This is a genomic window from Paraniabella aurantiaca, assembly GCF_050309965.1.
In the GTDB taxonomy this organism is placed as follows: Bacteria; Bacteroidota; Bacteroidia; order Chitinophagales; family Chitinophagaceae; genus Niabella.
In genome coordinates, this window is record NZ_JBLOSY010000003.1 from 196,683 (window position 1) to 214,344 (window position 17,662).

The window sequence follows — 17,662 nt, forward strand, 5'->3', positions numbered from 1 at the left end:
CCTTAAAATACATATATCAAAACAACCAACAATGGATAATAAAACAACGCGCAGAAAATTTGTACAGCAAACATCCCTGGTTACCGGAGGATTGGTGGCTGCACCATTTTTAAGTAATGCCAATTTCTTCTCAGGCTCGGCCGGCACAATAAAAGTGGCACTTATCGGTTGCGGCGGACGCGGTACCGGTGCGGCGATACAGGCTTTAAGCACTAAACAAAATGTACAACTGGTAGCAATGGCCGATGCGTTCAAAGACCGTCTCGACAGTTGTTATAAATCTATTACCGGTGCCCTGGCCGAATCGGGTATTGATAAAAGTCGGGTGGATGTTCCTGAAGAAAGAAAATTTGTTGGCTTTGATGCTTACGAAAAAGCTATTCCTTTGGCCGATGTAGTAATTCTTACCAGCACGCCAGGATTTCGCCCTATCCATTTTGAAGCTGCGGTAAAACACAACAAGCATATATTTATGGAGAAGCCGGTAGCCACCGATCCGGCCGGCATTAAAAAAGTATTGGATATTGCAGAGATCGCTAAACAAAAAAAGCTGAATGTAGTAGTAGGCCTGCAAAGAAGATATCAAAACTCTTATCGTGAGTTATATAAGAAGAAAGACCTTATTGGCGACATCACTTCTGCCCAGGCCTGGTGGAATAACGATGGCGTATGGGTAAAAGAACGCCAGCCCGGTCAAACTGAAATGGAATACCAGATGCGCAACTGGTATTATTTTAACTGGCTTTGCGGCGATCATATCGTAGAGCAACATGTGCATAATATTGATGTGATCAACTGGTTTAAGGGTGGTTACCCCGTAAAAGCACAGGGATTGGGAGGTCGCCAGGTGCGAACTGATAAAAAATATGGCGAGATCTATGATCACCATTTCGTGGAATTTCATTATGCCGACGGAAGCATTATGAACAGCCAGTGCCGCCACATACCCAGAACCATGAGTAAGGTAGATGAACTGATCATTGGCACCAAAGGAAGAATTTATGGAGATGCTGCCGTTATTAAGGACAATAAGGGCAACACCCTGTTTGCATTTGATAAAAAAGGAGAAAACAACCCTTACCAGGCAGAGCACGACGAGCTGTTTGCCGCTATTGCCAAAGGCGAATACAAATTTGCCGATGCAGAGCATGGCGCGAAAAGCACCTTAACAGGCATCATAGGCCGTATGGCTACTTATAGCGGGCAGGTGATCGATTTTGAAAAGGCATTGAATAGCGGTATTAGTTTAATGCCCCAGGAATATAGCTTTAGCGCTACACCGCCTATTGTACCTGATGCGGATGGCAATTACCCGATAGCTACACCGGGTAAAACAAAGTACTTCTAGTAATTAACTTAGTAGATATGTCAAACCCTCCGTTATAAATAATAGCGGAGGGTTTTCTTTTAGATGATACTATATCTAACCATCACATCAGGCTTTTACTTCAACATTCTTTCCCTGATCCAATTTGATCTTTTCGAGTATAGCAGCTACATGAGCTTCCTCTAACTTTTCATGATGATTGAGCTTTTGTACTTTTAATATAGTAGACCTCCCGTCTTCTGAAGGAGCAAAAGCCGGAAGAAACCGGGCGCCGTATAAAATCTCATCACCTTTATAAGAAATTCGCTGTTGCACTGTATTAGAATAATGCTCGTCGAAAGCTCTTACATTGATCATAACTTCAAGGTTGCTTTTTTTAATCTCTTCAAGACTCAAACCATAAAAAGGACTTTTATCATCAATGATATGCACAACGGTCCATGATAAAGCCAGGGAATTAATACGGCTAAACTGAAGTGGAAGCTGAAAATAGCGGGTAGTTTTTTTACCATGCTCCTCCACTTCAAAGGCGGTGGTCACTTCGGCCTGCACATCGGTAAGCGAAATATTTTTCGCGGATATAACTCTTAACATAAAAGCCGCCGATTCTTTAAAAGGCGACATGATAAGATTATCACTAAACCTTAAAAAAGCGCGAGGCCGGGCAAAACGGGCAAAAAACAAACCGGTTACAATGGCAAAAGCCATGATGCCGATAAAAGATTCTAAGGATGCAACAATATTGGCAGCCATTCCCTTGGGACTGATATGCCCATACCCTACCGTTGTAAGGGTTTGGGAGCTGAAGAAAAAAGCCTGCATAAACTTCTCACCAAACCCCGATACAGGATCAATACCCTGTAATTTATCAATACCCAGCAATGTATAAATAGAAGCAAAAAGCAAATTCGTAGAAGTATAAAACAAAAATACCACCAGCATAAATCGCCCGGGAGAAAGGCTGATCATGGTATGATAAATGCTATTGCGCTGCCACCAGTTAAGCCCCTTTCGTTGCACATTCAAACTTCCATCCCGGTTCATGATTCGCTGCATACCGGCATTAGCCGTATACCCTGTATTAGAAATATCCTGGGGGAGTCGTTTTGTTCTAGCCATACTTTTCTGTTGGAAAAGTAAATCTAATCATTTGTTGTCTAATGATGAAAAAGCAACAGGCAGCGCGCAAACACTGCCTGATACCATTAATTACCGGCGGCATTTTTAGGAGAATATCCGTACACTCTTTTAAAGGCATGCGAAAAATGAGTAAGATCTTCAAATCCCAGGTCGAGGTAAATATCAGAGGCCATTTTACCCTCGTTGACAATCAGGTAATGTGCCCGCTGCAGTCTTCTTGTTTGCAACCATTTTCGTGGGGGTGTATTAAATATCTTCTCGAAATCCCTTTTAAAAGTTGCCAGGCTTCTACCGGTTAAATAAGCAAAGCGATCCAGCTTCACGTTAAACTGGTAACTCTGATTCATAAATGCCTCCAGGTTTATTTTATGCGGGTCAGTAAAATCGAATAATACTTCTTTTAACCCGGGATATAATTGCAGCAACAGCAAAATACCTTCATAAATTTTCACCTTTACCAGGGAAGCATTATTCAAATAACCTGCTTCCTGATAGTGGACCACCGAATCCATATAACCGTCCGTCGATTTATTTTTCTCCAGATCGATAATACCGGGTTGCTGTATTTTATTACCGGCATGCATACCATGTGTCAGGCTAAACTCTTTTAATACTTCCTGGCTAAGGTAGATACTCATTGATTTAAAACTGTCTTGAGCCGGTGGATGCTTTATAAACTTCAGTAACTGGTTTCTCCTTATAAATCTCAAATACCCCTCCCGCGAAGGATATTCCCTGGTGCCATCATTCAGCGTCATCGAGCCGGCCGTAACAAAACTTAATGTATGCTCGGGTACAAAATGTTCTCCATCCCTGCTAATTTGGTGATAGCAGGAGTAAAAGATACCGGGTCGTAAATGATCTCCTTCTTCTTTCATTACAAAATATTATCCAAGATAGTCATTAAACCTGTTTAAAATACAAGGGCAAACAGTGGCTATATAAAGCCATGTTTAAACCTCAATACCTTTAAGCGCCAGGTAATCCTTTCCTTCTGCCGTTTCATAAAACTTTGCCGAATCATCATGATCCGTCGACAGAGAAACCGGTAGCCATTGCTCCATCTCAGCCTTTCTTAACGCATCAGCTTTTTGCAAAATAGCTGCAGCCTCACTACCCAATATTAAATGCACCGGAGGGTGCGGGTGATTGGCCAGTTCTACAATCACCTGAGCTGCTTTCCCAGGATCGCCCAATGGAACAAATTTTCCTGAACTTAAAAATTCTTTGGTGGCATCTACTGTAGCCTCATAGCCTTCTATATGGGGAGCAAATGACATAGAAGCGCCTGCCCAGTCTGTTCTAAACCCACCTGGCTCCACCGATGTTACCTGTATGCCCAGGTGAGCCACTTCTTTACTTAACGATTCCGAAAACCCTGCCAAACCAAACTTAGCCGCCTGGTAGATACTCAGCCCCGCATTTCCCACTCTGCCCCCAACCGAGCTTATCTGCAATATTCTTCCTGACCGTTGCTTTCTCATATAAGGCAATACGGCGCGCGTCACCTGAATAGGCGCCACGAGGTTCACATCCAGCTGGCTGCTTACCTGCTCATTGGTGAATCCCTCGGTTGCACCGGTAATGCCAAAACCTGCATTGTTTACCAAAACATCAATTCTGCCGAAGTATTCTATTGCTTTACTCACCGACGATAAGATCTGTGCCTGATCGGTTACGTCTAATGACAAAAGCAACGCCTGGCCGGGATATTGATCAGCCAATGCCTGCAAATCCTGTTTGCTTCTTGCGGTTGCTACTACCTTATCGCCACTTTTTAAAACGGCTTCTGTTATGCTTCTGCCCAGTCCCCTGGAGCTCCCTGTAATAAACCATACTTTTTCCATGTTGTATCATTTTGTTGATGCAAAGCTCCTGAAGACTTATCAAAACAACTTGGGTGTATGGCTCTAAGTTACTTGGCTATACGGCTCAGGTCGGAGAACTATATAACTACGCTTTTATGAATGGTTAAATACAAAAGCATGCATATCTTTTAAAAACTCATGCAGCTCTTTCATCGAGGGAATAGGATCAGCTATCAATAAGAATAATTTACCGGTTTGCTTCAACCGGGCTTTGTTGGTTTTTATCTGCAGGTATTCAATAATTTTCTGAAAGATATCAGATTCAAAATAAGGAGAGTCTGGACGGTTAATAAAATGGCAACGAAGCGTTTCACTCTTCAAACTCATTTTTTCAAAGCCCAATTCTATAGCCAGTTTGCGACATTTGACAGTTTCAAACAGGTCATCTACCTGCGGGGGTACTGCTCCGAAACGGTCGGCCAGTTCATTATGCATTTCTTCAAGCTCCCGGTCATTCTCACAATTATCAAGGCGCTGGTACAACGACAAACGCTCGGTGATATTTTCTACATACTCGTCGGGTATCAAAATTTCAAGATCCGTATCAATGGTACAGTCATGTACAAAATCATCCTGCTTGCTGATCTCTTCTTTAAAAAGATCTTTAAACTCGGTACGTTTTAATTCGCGAATCGATTCATCGAGGATCTTCTGGTACATTTCAAAACCGATCTCGGCCATAAAGCCACTTTGCTCGCCGCCCAATAGGTTTCCGGCTCCGCGTATATCCAGATCACGCATCGCTATCTGGAAACCACTTCCCAGTTCACTATGCTGCTCCAGTGTTTGCAGGCGCTTACGCGAATCGCTTGGCAGCGTACTCATAGGCGGTGCCAGCAAATAACAAAATGCTTTTTTATTACTACGTCCTACCCGGCCACGTAACTGGTGCAGATCACTTAAACCAAAGTGATGCGCATTATTAACAATGATCGTATTTACGTTTGGTATATCCACACCACTTTCCACAATATTGGTACAAACCAATACATCATATTTTCGATCGATAAAATCAAGAATTCGCTCTTCCAGATGGTGGCCCTCCATCTGTCCGTGCGCAAAACCAACGGAAAGATCCGGACACAAGCCCTGGATAAGAGCCGCCATTTCAGCCAGTCCCGCCACACGGTTATGAATAAAGAATACCTGTCCACCCCGCTCGGTTTCAAAGTAAACGGCATCACGCACAAAATCTTCATTATATACCTGCACCTCGGTTTGTATCGGCTGACGATTGGGTGGCGGTGTATTGATGATACTCAAATCCCTTGCACCCATCAATGAAAATTGCAGTGTACGCGGTATTGGCGTAGCCGTCAATGTTAAACAATCAACTGTCGTACGAATGGTCTTGATCTTTTCTTTATGCGCTACACCAAACTTCTGCTCTTCATCCACAATCAGTACACCCAGGTCTTTGAACTTCACATCTTTCCCTATAATACCATGGGTACCGATAAGGATATCAATTTTTCCGGCTTTTAATTTTTCAAGGGTTTCCTTTTTCTCTTTCGCGCTTTTAAAGCGATTGATAAAATCCACCGTAACCGGGAAATCCTTTAAGCGATCGCTGAAAGTTTTATAATGCTGAAAAGCGAGAATCGTTGTAGGAACCAGTACTGCTGCCTGCTTGCCATCTACGCAGGTTTTAAAAGCCGCGCGAATAGCGATTTCTGTTTTACCAAAACCCACATCTCCACAAACCAGGCGATCCATAGGTGAGGCCGATTCCATGTCTTTCTTCACATCTGCCGTTGCCTTGCTTTGATCGGGTGTGTCTTCGTATATAAAAGAAGCTTCCAGTTCGTTCTGCAAATAATTATCAGGCGTATGCGCAAAGCCTTGCTGGGCCTTACGTTTAGCGTATAGCTTAATCAGATCAAACGCTATTTCCTTAACCTTGGCTTTGGTCTTTTCCTTCAAACGGTTCCATACATCACTACCCAGCTTATTCACCTTGGGCACACTACCATCCTTACCTGTATACTTGGCTATTTTATGAAGGGAGTTGATGTTAACATACAAGACATCTTTGTCTTTATAGATTAATCGCACCGCCTCCTGCACCTTACCGTTTACATCCATTTTTTGCAAGCCGCTATAAACACCTACTCCGTGATCGATATGCGTTACATAGTCACCGGGCTGTAGCTCACGTAGCGTTCTTAATGTAATAGCTTTGCTTTTATTGTAAGCTTGCTTAACCCTGTACTTATGGTAACGCTGAAAAATTTCGTGATCGGTATAGCACACTACCTTCAGATCATCATCAATAAATCCCTGGTGAATAGAAACAGATACCGGGTTAAAAACCAGCTCTGCTTTCAGGTCATCAAAAATGGTTTGCAGCCTTTGCAGTTGCTTGGAGTTCTCAGAAAAAATATAAACGTTATACTGCTTCTTTTCTTTATCCTTCAGGTCCTTGATCAGCAGGTCAAATTGCCTGTTAAAAGCAGGTTGCGACTTTGTATTAAACTCCAACTCCTGTTTAGCCGTATAAGTGTTTCCACCGAAATGAAAAACAGACCTGTCTTTCAACGAGGTAACCAGGTCATCTGCCTTGATAAAGTCATCGGGAGAAAGGTCTTTTTTCAAAAGCCTTTCATCATCACTATTGGCCGCAGCCTGACCTACGGGGTACAACTCTAAAAAATAGTTCAGTTCCTCCTCATTATCTTTCAGCCGTTCTACACATAAGTCCTGGTCTTGCAGCCAAATTGCTGTATTAGCCGGCAGGAAATCAAAAAGGGAGACTCTCTCTTCTGAACCAAACTGCGTATCTACGTTAGGGATAATCGATACAGATAAGAGCTTCCGCTCACTCAACTGAGTTTCGGGATCAATAATACGGATCGAATCTACCTCGTTACCAAACAGCTCAAAACGATAAGGCTTTTCGTTTCCAAAAGAGTAAATGTCGAAAATACCGCCACGCAAAGCATACTGCCCGGGCTCGTACACAAAATCGCTACGTACGAAACCGTATTGATCCAGCTTTAATAATAACTGGCCAATATCAATGGTATCAGCAGCTTTTATATGAATAATGTTCTCCGATAATGTTTTGGAGATGACAACCTTTTCGAATAATGCCTCCGGGTAAGTAACCAGGATCTTCTTTCTTATGGGCTGTGCATCGGTACCGGAAGCCAGCTTGGTTAGTGCCTCCGTTCGCAACATTACATGCGAGGCATTTAGCTGCCGGTAGTTCTTCCTGGTTTTAAAGGAGGACGGAAAATAAAAAATATCCAGTGCTCCGGTAATGTTTTCCAGCGTATTATGAAAATAAGCCGCATCTTCCGATTCGTTTAAAACAATCACATGATTGAATTCGGGAGCATGTCCTGCGGCTGCAGCAAATACAAAAGGAGCGGAGCTACCAAAAAGGCCTGTAAGGGCTGTTTCTGAAGGTTGGGACAAAGAAAGCCCTTCCGCTATTTGTAAACAGCGGGTATCATCAACGTAAAAATTCTGCAACACATCCGTGCTCATCACGGCGCAAAGTTAGGATTAAGTCTAAAAATTTACAAGTGGAAACATCAAAATAGGCATGCCTTATGTAAATTCAAGGGCATGTTATCCCAAAAAATCAGTCTATTTCGGTTTCACCCTATACAAAACAGCATTGGGATATTTCTGTACTACGCTCACCAATGTGTCATGCGGCGTACTCTTTAGCGTTTTCCTTTTTACAGGTTCATAGCGAATATTAAATTTTTTCAGCTTTCGTTCTACCGAATACTGAAAGGCTCCATAAAATACTTCTATTGGTCGCCCGGAGGCTGCCAGCCGGTTTAATTGCCTTCTTAATTGAATCGACGACCTTATTTCCCAACTCATGTGTACTGCCAGTACTATCAACCCGTTGATGATTATGACAACCGCACAGCCCAGGGCAAAAAGCCGGTGCCCCGGCCTTCGGGCCTTTAACAATAAAAATAATACAGGGATAACGGGTAGCAACCAAAGCTGAGGTAAAAATCGTGGCCACCAGAAATGCCTGCTCAAGAACAAGGTAACAATAATGGACACAAAACTTAATAGCAGCGGCAATCGAATGCTTTTAGCTGACCGGGTAGATAATAAAAAGATGGCCGCTATGGAGAGGAGCAGCGCTATACCATAAAGCGGGCCAAACCCAGCAGCCCTGGTTTCATGAAACTCGTAGGCTTTCCAGTCCTTCAGCGATAAAGAAAACGGAAAGAGCAGCTCTGCATTTTCTATGTCATTATAAGGAGCATTACCAGGCCGGCTGAAACTGGTGTACAAAAAAGAATACCATCCTGGCTTGCCCACAAGATTTTTTGGTGTTTCCAGCTCTTCGTTACTATCCTTTCCTGTTTGCTCATATATACCGGGATAAACCTTTGTTCCCATTAAAGGATATAATGGATGCCCACGCTGTACGGTGTTAGTGACATAAGGGTTGAAACCGAAGAAAAACAGGGCCAGCACCACGGCCGCTACCATCAGCGCGGCAAAACGGGTAAAAAGCGCGCGCTTCTTTATTAACAGGTAGATAGCAATAAAAAAAGCAGCGACTCCTATAAAAACCACTCCTGTAAACTTCATATTAATTGCCCAAACAGCCGATAAAACGATCAGTCCTAAATAAATTTTCCTGCGGGTTCTGATCCATGCCATCGCACTTCCCGAAAACACCAACAGAAATAGATACAACATCCCATCTACCAGGTAGGTAGCCATCTCGCTCCATACAACGGGACAAATGGTAACCAGCAGTACTGCTATTATAGACCTTCGCGGGCTGAAACCCAGATCGCGAAAAACGTCCCAAAAAGTCGCTGTTGCGATGAAGAAAACCAGAACCTGTATGCTTTTACCCCATTCCATTGTTCCGAAAGTGGCCGTTACCGCTGCGCTATAATACCAGACCAGCTTGGGAAAATGCCGGATAGATAAGTCGTTGTGTTCGCTAAAGGTCTTTAGTGGCTCTGCAATGGGGTTCCATCCGTCTGCCAAAGCATATACAGCCGCCTGGTGATACCACTGTCCGTCCCAGGAAAGATCAAAATAAAATGCGCTCCAAAGCAGTGATACAATTATGGTCACTAATCCGTAGATAACAGTCCTTACAAAATCCAGTTGGGGCGCCCATTGCTGCCTGCTGATCCACCACATTAACATAATTGCAAACACCAGGCTCACCGGCCATAGAATAGCTAAAACCGGTTCCCTTAGAAAAAAAACCAAGTTGACGACGCCAACTACCCAACTGATAAAAGAGAGGAGAAATAAGGCATAATAAGCACCCGTGCAGCTACGTTGTTGCATGCTATACTAGTTTTAAATATGGCAATAACCCCGTAACCGAAGGAAATGAAACAATATGAGGGAAGGAGGGGCTTATACAAAAATAACTCACGAGCAGCTAAAAACTACATCCAAAATCGTTTTTTTATATACAAAGCAAAATACAAACTACTGACGATCAAAGAATATGATCAATACTAATCCTTTCAGAACTGTACATCAATGGCAGTAATGAAAGATAAAAGAGAATCTTTTTCATTTTGTCTTTGATTTAAAAGATCATAGATGTAAATGACCCTTAAATAAGACGTAAACCGGCTGCCATTTGTAACAGCTTATAAAAAATTTAAGATTTGCATAGCACTTATTAAAAAACTAATGTTGGATAAGAACCGGCCATTTTTTTATGTAGGTTTGGACATTGCCTGAGGAACAGGCCTGAAATTGTTTAAACTTAGTTCATGCGAAAAATTATAACGTTGCTGGCCCTGGCTTTTTGCTGTCAGGACATAACCGCCCAAACTTATCAGCCTACCTGGAGCTCGCTGGAATCCAGGCCAATACCTAAATGGTTTACAGATGCCAAGTTCGGAATATTTATTCACTGGGGCTTGTATAGTGTTCCGGCATGGGCCACCAACTCCAATGCCGATGGTTTTGGCAGTAATTATGCCGAATGGTACTGGGAGCGGCTCAATAACACCAAACTTAAAATACACAAAGAGTTCGTTGATTTTCATAACAAAAATTATGGACCGAATTTTAAATACCAGGATTTTGTTACCCGGTTTAAAGCAGAATTATTTGAGCCGGCGCAATGGGCGGAGCTTTTTAAAGCTGCAGGTGCTAAATACGTTGTACTAACCAGCAAGCATCATGAAGGCTTTGCGCTTTGGCCCAGCCGCGAATCGTGGAACTGGAACGCTTATGATGCCGGCCCTCATCGCGACCTGGCGGGCGACTTGAGCGAAGCGGTTAAGAAAACCGGCTTACATATGGGCTTTTATTATTCATTATACGAGTGGTATAACCCTCTGTACAAGCAGGATGTAAACAAATATGTAGATCAACACATGTTGCCCCAGTTAAAAGACCTGGTCAACCGCTACCAACCAGACATCATCTGGCCCGACGGCGAATGGGATCACAGTGACACTGTTTGGCGGAGCCGCGAATTTTTAAGCTGGCTTTATAATGAATCGCCTGTGAAAAAAACAGTAGTAACCAATGACCGCTGGGGCGGAGGCCGTAATCATGGCGGATTTACTACAACAGAATACGGAAGCGGCAAAGCCAGCCTGGAAAGACCCTGGGAAGAATGTCGCGGTATTGGTGAATCATTTGGCTACAATCGCAACGAAAACCTGGAGCAATATCAAACCAGCCAACAACTGATACATATGCTGATTGATGTGGTATCGCGCGGAGGTAACCTGTTGTTGAATATAGGACCTGCTTCCGACGGCACCATTCCGGTGATTATGCAACAACGGTTAAAAGACATGGGTGACTGGCTAAAAATCAACGGCGATGCTATTTATGGCACCACTGCATGGCGGGACGCACCCACGCAAAAAGATAAAACTGTTTTCTATACCCGCAAAGAAAACGACCTATATGTAATACTTACCAATTGGAAACAACAGGTAAGCATTCCGGCTGTAAAAGCTACGTCGGTAGCATTGCTGGGCTTTAAAGGAAAAGTAACTTACAAACACCAGGGAAACAATGTAAGTATAACAGCTCCTGCACCCTCTCCCGGCGAATTGAGCAATCAACACGCATGGGTTTACAAAATAAAAGATGCCTTCTAATACAAATTCAATAAATATACTTTTAGCACCCAATGCTTTTAAGAACAGCCTAGGAGCTGATGAGGTGGCAGCAGCATTAGCAGAAGGCCTGAAGCAATCCGGAATTGAGGCCACTATTAATTGCTGCCCTGTAGGCGATGGTGGTGATGGCACGGGAAAAATACTGGCATCGCATTTAAAAGCCCGAAAGCGAATTTATAAAACGGTTGATCCCTTCGGAAGGCCCATTACTGCTCCTGTTTATTATACCAGCGATCAAACAGCCATTATAGAACTCTCGGATGCCTCAGGATTAAAACTGCTGCAACCCATAGAATATAATCCCCTGCGGGCTAACAGTTATGGCACCGGTATACTCATTAAAAAAGCATTGGATAGAAAAGTGAAAAGAATTTTGCTGGCCATCGGAGGCAGTGCTACTGTAGATGGTGGAACCGGAATGTTAACCGCTTTAGGTATTCGATTTTTAGATCGTGAGGGCACAGCAATTCAAAAATTGCCGCAGGACCTTACCCAGCTTCAGAATATTGACCTGTCGGGAATGGATGCCCGGCTTCAACTAACAGAATTGGTAATACTATGCGACGTAAAAAATAAATTGCTCGGACCTAATGGTGCGGCAAAAATATTTGGCCCTCAAAAAGGTGCGACAGCTGAAAACATCCGTGTACTTGAGAAATCTCAAAAGCGGCTGGATAAAATAGTACATCAAACATCCGGCATTAAAATGAGTTCATTGCCCCATGGCGGTGCTGCAGGAGGAATAGCCGCTTCCCTGGCAGCCTTGTGTAACGCAAAAGCGGTAAACGGAACTAACTTTTTCCTGGATATTATACGGTTTGATAATCTGCTGCAGGGCGCCGACATTGTTATTACAGGAGAAGGATCGCTGGACGCGCAAACACTGGAAGGTAAAGCTCCTTTGGGTGTAGCAAAGAGAGCGAAAAATGCAAGCATTAAAGTGATTGGGGTTAGTGGGCAGTTAGATTCGGTCAACCAGAAGCTGCTTTATTATTTCGACCAGCTGATCAATATTAATCCGACGAAAACAAGTCTGGCAACATCACTTAAAAATACCAGGATCAATCTGGTAAAGACGGGAATACAAATAGGGAAACTGATCAAAACAAGTTGGGTTTAACCGTAAGATACCCAACCACAGCTTTGCGCGTGTCTTCACGCGCTAAATCCCAATAAACTTAATTCCCCTTGCTCCGCATACGTTAAAACCTTGCAACAAATCAGGAATTGCTCTCAAAAACCAACAAAGTAGCTACTTTTACACCTATAAAATGAATGATTATGCAGGAGAGTAAGCGACAAAAGCAGGTAGCAGGTTTATTGAATGAAGAAATGAATACTATTTTTCAAAAGTTGGGGTTAAATATGATTGGTGGGGGAATGGTATCCATCTCCGCCGTAAAAATCACACCCGACCTGCTGGAAGCAAGATTTTACCTGAGTTTTTTCCAGGTGAACGATAAAGATGCAGCATTGAAAAAAGTAGAAGAACGCCATCATGAAATAAAAAAAGAATTAACCGCTGCGGTAAGACATCAGTTACGCAGTATGCCGGTATTAAAATTCTTTGCAGATGATACTTTGGATCATGTGTTTAAAATGGAAGAGCTTTTCAAGAAAATTGAAGAAGAGCGGAAAGCCAATGGTGAGTAATAAGTAACCGGTGATAGTATGTATACAGCAATCTTCTCTAAATTATAAATCTGTTATTCATTGTATTCCCTTTTTGCGTGGCGTTATTTTAAAGCAAAAAAGTCTACCAATGCCATCAATATCATTTCATGGATATGTATTGTAGCAATGGTAGTGGGCACGGCTGCGCTTATTCTGGTGCTTAGCGTCTTTAACGGGTTTGAGGGGCTGGTCAAGTCTTTGTACGCATCTTTTTATACCGATCTTAAGATCAGCCCGGCATCAGGGAAAACAATAACCCTGTCTGCTGAGCAATTACAACAACTGAGGAACGTAAAAGGTATCCGGAACTTTGCATTGGTAGTGGAAGAAAAAGCAATACTTCAAAATGGCGACAACCAGGCAATCGTTCACTTAAAAGGGGTAGACAATAATTATGAAACAACCACAACAGTTAACCGGCATATTTACTCGGGTAAATTTGGCATCGGCACAACAGAAAAACCGCTCCTGGTTTTGGGTGTAGGAATCGAAGGCACTTTAGGTGTCAGGGCTGGTAGCGATGTGCTTCCTTTAACGATCTATGTTCCCCGTAAAAATAATTCTGAAGAGCTGAATGAAATGGAAGACATCAGTAGTGATACTATTCATACTGCAGGCTCTTTTATGATACAACAGGATTTTGACAATAAATACGCCATCACTGATCTGCGGTTCCTGCAAAATGCCATGAAGCTTAATCCCAACGAATATAGCGGCGTAGAGATTGCAGTGAATAACCCCGAGGAAGCAGATAAAGTAGGACAACAATTATCTGGTATTTTTGGAGAAGGATTTAAGATACAAAACCGTTACCAGCAAAACCAAAGTCTTTATGCCATCATGAACCTCGAACGCTGGATTTTTTACGCAGTCCTTTGCATTATACTTGTTGTTGCTGCGTTTAATATGGTGGGCGCGCTTACTATGCTGGTATTGGAAAAGCGAAAAGACATTAGCGTTTTGAATGCTTTGGGGGCAAACCAGAACCTTGTATTAAAAATATTTTTGAGCGAGGGACTTTTACTGGCAGCTATTGGCGGCGGCATAGGAATGTTAATTGCATTGGCAGTGGTATTATTACAGCAGCAGTTTCACCTGGTACCATTAGAAGGGGGTTCCTTCCTTATCGACTATTTCCCTGTTGAGCTTCGATTGGTTGATTTCGTATTGGTAGCTACTACTGTTCTGATTGTATCCTTCCTGGCTTCCTGGATTCCTGCCGTAAAAGCGTCGAGACAACAATTCTCTTTGAGGAGTGAGTAACAGTTTAATGTAGCGCTACCTCTCCTACAAGAAATACACTGCCACATACCAATATCAAATCATCAGGATGAGCATGTGTCTGGGCTTCTGCCAGTGCTTCGTTTACATTATGAAACGCATGTCCGGTTAAACCCTGCCGCAACGCTTTGTCGCGAAGTTCACCTGCAGGCAAAGCCCTTTGAATATCAGCATTGGTAAAATAATAAGTAGCATTTACAGGGAGCATTTTTATCACGGTGTCTACATCTTTATCCTTTACCATTCCCAATATAATATGCAGGCGATGATAAGTAGTTATCTCCAGTTGATTTAAGACCTCCCGCATGCCACTTTCATTATGAGCCACATCCAATACAATACGCGGATGCTGATGTATGGTTTCCCAGCGGCCATGTAAACCGGTTAACTTTTTCACCTGCCTTAAACCCTGTTCTATGGCGTGCTCCGGCAGATCAATGCCAGCCGCTTTCAACTGCTGACAACTTTCCAATACCGTTAAAAGGTTCTTGGTCTGGTACTGCCCGGTAAGATCCAGGTGATGTTTTTTATGGTCGGTTTTATTATTTTCTGCAACGTATACTACTAAACCATGCTCCTCCTGCTTCCAGTCGGCTACCTGTAAATGTTCTCCGGCAAAAAAGATAGGAGCAGCTTCCATAGTTGCTTTATTTCTGAACACAGGCTCGGTTTCCGCAGCCTTCTCTCCTATTACAACCGGTACGCCGGGCTTGATAATACCGGCCTTCTCTGCTGCAATTTCTTCTAATGTATTACCCAGTATCTGCACATGATCATAACCAATATTGGTAATAACAGAAATAACCGGTTTAATAATATTAGTGCTATCCAGCCGGCCTCCCAGTCCTGTTTCTATGATGGCAATATCTGCCTGGTGCTTTGTAAAATGATGGAAAGCCATGGCCACCGTCAATTCGAAAAAACTGGGCTGAATACTTTCGATATGCGTTTGCATTTGTTCAACAAAATCAACCACCTCCTGTTCGGCGATCATCTCACCATTAATTTTTATGCGCTCCCGGAAATCCTTTAAATGAGGAGAAATATATAAACCCGTTTTATAGCCTGCCGATTGCAAAACCGAAGCCAGCATATGGCTCACTGATCCTTTACCGTTGGTACCTGCAACATGCACGAACCTTCCTTTTTGATGAGGGTTGCCCAATACTTCACAAAGTGCTATTATATTAGTGAACCCGTTTTTTATAGCCTGTCCGCCTATCTTGCTAAACATAGGTAGCCGGGCATACATGTAGTCTAAGGTTTGCTGATAGTTCATACGCAAATATAAACAGGTGGAAGGTTTGCTTTGTCTCTACAAAATTAAAAAATCTTAAATCTCTCCAACCAAATATTGATATTTTTGGCGCATGAACAAAGTTGCGATCATAGTGGCGGGAGGTGCCGGCAAGAGAATGGGCAGTGAGCTACCCAAACAGTTTTTAATGTTACAGAATAAGCCGGTTCTGTATCATACCTTAAATACTTTTCTATCGGCATATGACGATTTGCAAATTGTATTGGTATTAGCCGAGGATTATGTTGACATGGGGCGTGAGATCATAGACGCTTATTTTGAAAACGACCGGATCAGGATTGCTGTTGGCGGCGCTACCCGGTTTGACTCCGTAAAGAACGGGCTTGCCCTGGTAGAAGACGAAGCCATCATATTTGTACACGATGCAGTACGTTGTGCATTAACCACCAGCCTGATTCATCGTTGTTATGAAACTGCCCTGGAAATGGGAACTGCGATTCCCGTTGTTAAAAGCAGCGACAGCATGCGTATGATCAACGATGATGGACTGAACGAAGCAATCGACCGCGAAAAAATTGTGCTGGTACAAACACCCCAGGTATTTCACAGCAAGATCTTAATTCCGGCTTTTAATATCGATTATAAAGACTGGTTTACCGATGAAGCCAGTGTGGTAGAAGCATTTGGCATGATGGTAACACTTGTTGAAGGCGAGAAGCAAAATCTCAAAATTACGCACCCTGTAGATCTGGCTATTGTAGAACAAGTGCTCGCAGACAGGACTAAGTAATTAGCTGCCTCACGTACCATAAAAATCTTAATTATTGTATTATCCCGCGATGCTGGTATTGCCGATCTTTGCCAGTATCTGGTGGGCCACGTCCATTGCTTTCAGGCCGTCAATCTCTGAAACAACCGTTTGGGTATTGTTATTAATAGCATCTTTAAATTCTTCCAGCTCGCGCTTAATCGCATTGATTGGGGGAACAGGCGGATTCGCTACAGCAATGGTTTTGGTACCTGTAGGAGTAGCCATATCAAAGGCAAAGACGTTGGTATCCTGGTCTTCTTTGAGCTTGATAATCTCTGTTTTCTTATCCAGGAAGTCAATACCTATATAGGCGTCTTTTTGAAATACCCGCATCTTGCGCATCTTTTTCATGGAAATACGGCTGGATGTAAGATTCGCTACGCAGCCATTATCGAACTCAATACGTACATTGGCAATATCAGGCGTATCGGTCATCACCGCTACGCCGCTGGCAGAAATTTTCTTTACATCGCTTTTTACAAGGCTTAAAATAATATCAATATCGTGGATCATCAGGTCCAGGATCACACTAACCTCCGTACCACGCGGGTTAAATTGTGCCAGGCGATGCACTTCAATGAACATTGGTTTCAGGTCGAAACCCTTCAAAGCCAGGAACGCGGGGTTAAACCGCTCTACATGGCCCACTTGCAGCTTAATATTCGATTCTTTAGCGAGTTTTACTAATTGCCGGGCTTCATCCATAGTGTGCGCAAAAGGCTTTTCAACAAACACATGCCTGCCCAGCTTAATGGCTTTTTCACACCACTCGTAGTGATAGTTGGTTGGAGCTACAATATCAATGGCATCGCACTGATTCAGGAAATCATCCGTATCAAAAAACCGTTTGACACCATATTTGGCAATCACATCGGCAGCAATCTCATCACTGGGATCTACAAACCCAACAACTTCTACATCATTAATTTCCAACCAGTTATTAAGGTGAAATTTCCCCAAATGTCCAACACCAACTATTCCTATTTTAAGCATCGTCAAAAATATTCATTTTTAAAATAACCTGTATCAAAAGTTCATTTAAAACAAAAAGAGCAAGTTCTTAAGAACCTGCTCTTTTGTTGACCCATAAGGATTCGAACCTTAACTGACTGAACCAAAATCAGTAGTGCTACCGTTACACCATGGGTCAATCCTGCTCCGATTTCTCAATCGGGTTGCAAAAATAAGGAAATT

The 17,662-nt window shown here is 42.9% G+C and carries 13 protein-coding genes and 1 tRNA gene; 6 read left to right on the forward strand and 8 right to left on the reverse strand.

Translation table 11 applies throughout. From position 1 onward, the window contains the following. Positions 1-31: 31 nt before the first annotated feature. Positions 32-1,348, forward strand: a complete 1,317-nt coding sequence (locus ACLOAU_RS24045; protein ID WP_427864476.1) for a Gfo/Idh/MocA family protein — start codon at positions 32-34, stop codon at positions 1,346-1,348. Between the two features lie 87 nt (positions 1,349-1,435). Here the strand turns inward: ACLOAU_RS24045 and ACLOAU_RS24050 are convergent, their stop codons facing one another. From ACLOAU_RS24050 to ACLOAU_RS24070, 5 genes are all read right to left on the reverse strand, one after another. Beyond that, entirely contained in the window at positions 1,436-2,446 is a 1,011-nt protein-coding gene (locus ACLOAU_RS24050; RefSeq protein WP_427864477.1) for an ion channel, read from the reverse strand. An 86-nt stretch (positions 2,447-2,532) separates the two neighbouring features. Continuing rightward, positions 2,533-3,345: a helix-turn-helix domain-containing protein gene (locus ACLOAU_RS24055; protein ID WP_427864478.1), complete on the reverse strand. Its 813-nt coding sequence runs from the start codon at positions 3,343-3,345 to the stop codon at positions 2,533-2,535. Between the two features lie 75 nt (positions 3,346-3,420). Further along, a complete protein-coding gene (locus tag ACLOAU_RS24060) occupies positions 3,421-4,314 on the reverse strand; it encodes an oxidoreductase (protein ID WP_427864479.1) in 894 nt (297 codons plus the stop codon). Between the two features lie 114 nt (positions 4,315-4,428). After that, positions 4,429-7,827, reverse strand: coding sequence for a transcription-repair coupling factor (gene mfd / locus ACLOAU_RS24065; protein ID WP_427864896.1), 3,399 nt, complete (start codon positions 7,825-7,827; stop codon positions 4,429-4,431). A 102-nt stretch (positions 7,828-7,929) separates the two neighbouring features. Next, positions 7,930-9,630, reverse strand: a complete 1,701-nt coding sequence (locus ACLOAU_RS24070) for a hypothetical protein (protein WP_427864480.1) — start codon at positions 9,628-9,630, stop codon at positions 7,930-7,932. A 440-nt stretch (positions 9,631-10,070) separates the two neighbouring features. Between ACLOAU_RS24070 and ACLOAU_RS24075 the strand changes: the two genes are divergently transcribed. The 4 genes from ACLOAU_RS24075 to ACLOAU_RS24090 all read left to right on the forward strand — a co-directional run bounded on the left by ACLOAU_RS24075 (position 10,071) and on the right by ACLOAU_RS24090 (position 14,381). After that, a complete protein-coding gene (locus tag ACLOAU_RS24075) occupies positions 10,071-11,423 on the forward strand; it encodes an alpha-L-fucosidase (protein WP_427864481.1) in 1,353 nt (450 codons plus the stop codon). After that, positions 11,413-12,564: a glycerate kinase gene (locus ACLOAU_RS24080; RefSeq protein WP_427864482.1), complete on the forward strand. Its 1,152-nt coding sequence runs from the start codon at positions 11,413-11,415 to the stop codon at positions 12,562-12,564. The genes ACLOAU_RS24075 and ACLOAU_RS24080 overlap by 11 nt, the downstream gene beginning before the upstream one ends. Before the next feature lie 161 nt (positions 12,565-12,725). Continuing rightward, positions 12,726-13,097 (forward strand): 30S ribosome-binding factor RbfA, encoded by a 372-nt coding sequence (rbfA, locus tag ACLOAU_RS24085; protein WP_427864483.1) that lies wholly within the window; start codon positions 12,726-12,728, stop codon positions 13,095-13,097. 60 nt (positions 13,098-13,157) lie between these two features. Continuing rightward, positions 13,158-14,381, forward strand: coding sequence for an FtsX-like permease family protein (locus ACLOAU_RS24090; RefSeq protein WP_427864484.1), 1,224 nt, complete (start codon positions 13,158-13,160; stop codon positions 14,379-14,381). 4 nt (positions 14,382-14,385) lie between these two features. Here the strand turns inward: ACLOAU_RS24090 and ACLOAU_RS24095 are convergent, their stop codons facing one another. Then, the gene (locus ACLOAU_RS24095) at positions 14,386-15,678 is read right to left on the reverse strand and encodes a bifunctional folylpolyglutamate synthase/dihydrofolate synthase (protein ID WP_427864485.1); all 1,293 of its coding nucleotides are present in this window, start codon (positions 15,676-15,678) and stop codon (positions 14,386-14,388) included. Between the two features lie 91 nt (positions 15,679-15,769). On the opposite strand from ACLOAU_RS24095, the gene ACLOAU_RS24100 reads away from it, so the two are divergent. Beyond that, positions 15,770-16,447, forward strand: a complete 678-nt coding sequence (locus tag ACLOAU_RS24100) for a 2-C-methyl-D-erythritol 4-phosphate cytidylyltransferase (protein WP_427864486.1) — start codon at positions 15,770-15,772, stop codon at positions 16,445-16,447. A 39-nt stretch (positions 16,448-16,486) separates the two neighbouring features. On the opposite strand, the gene ACLOAU_RS24105 is transcribed toward ACLOAU_RS24100, so the two are convergent. Beyond that, a complete protein-coding gene (locus ACLOAU_RS24105; RefSeq protein ID WP_427864487.1) occupies positions 16,487-17,461 on the reverse strand; it encodes a Gfo/Idh/MocA family protein in 975 nt (324 codons plus the stop codon). Positions 17,462-17,547: 86 nt separating this feature from the next. Further along, positions 17,548-17,618: transfer RNA gene (locus ACLOAU_RS24110), tRNA-Gln, on the reverse strand. Positions 17,619-17,662: the final 44 nt, after the last annotated feature.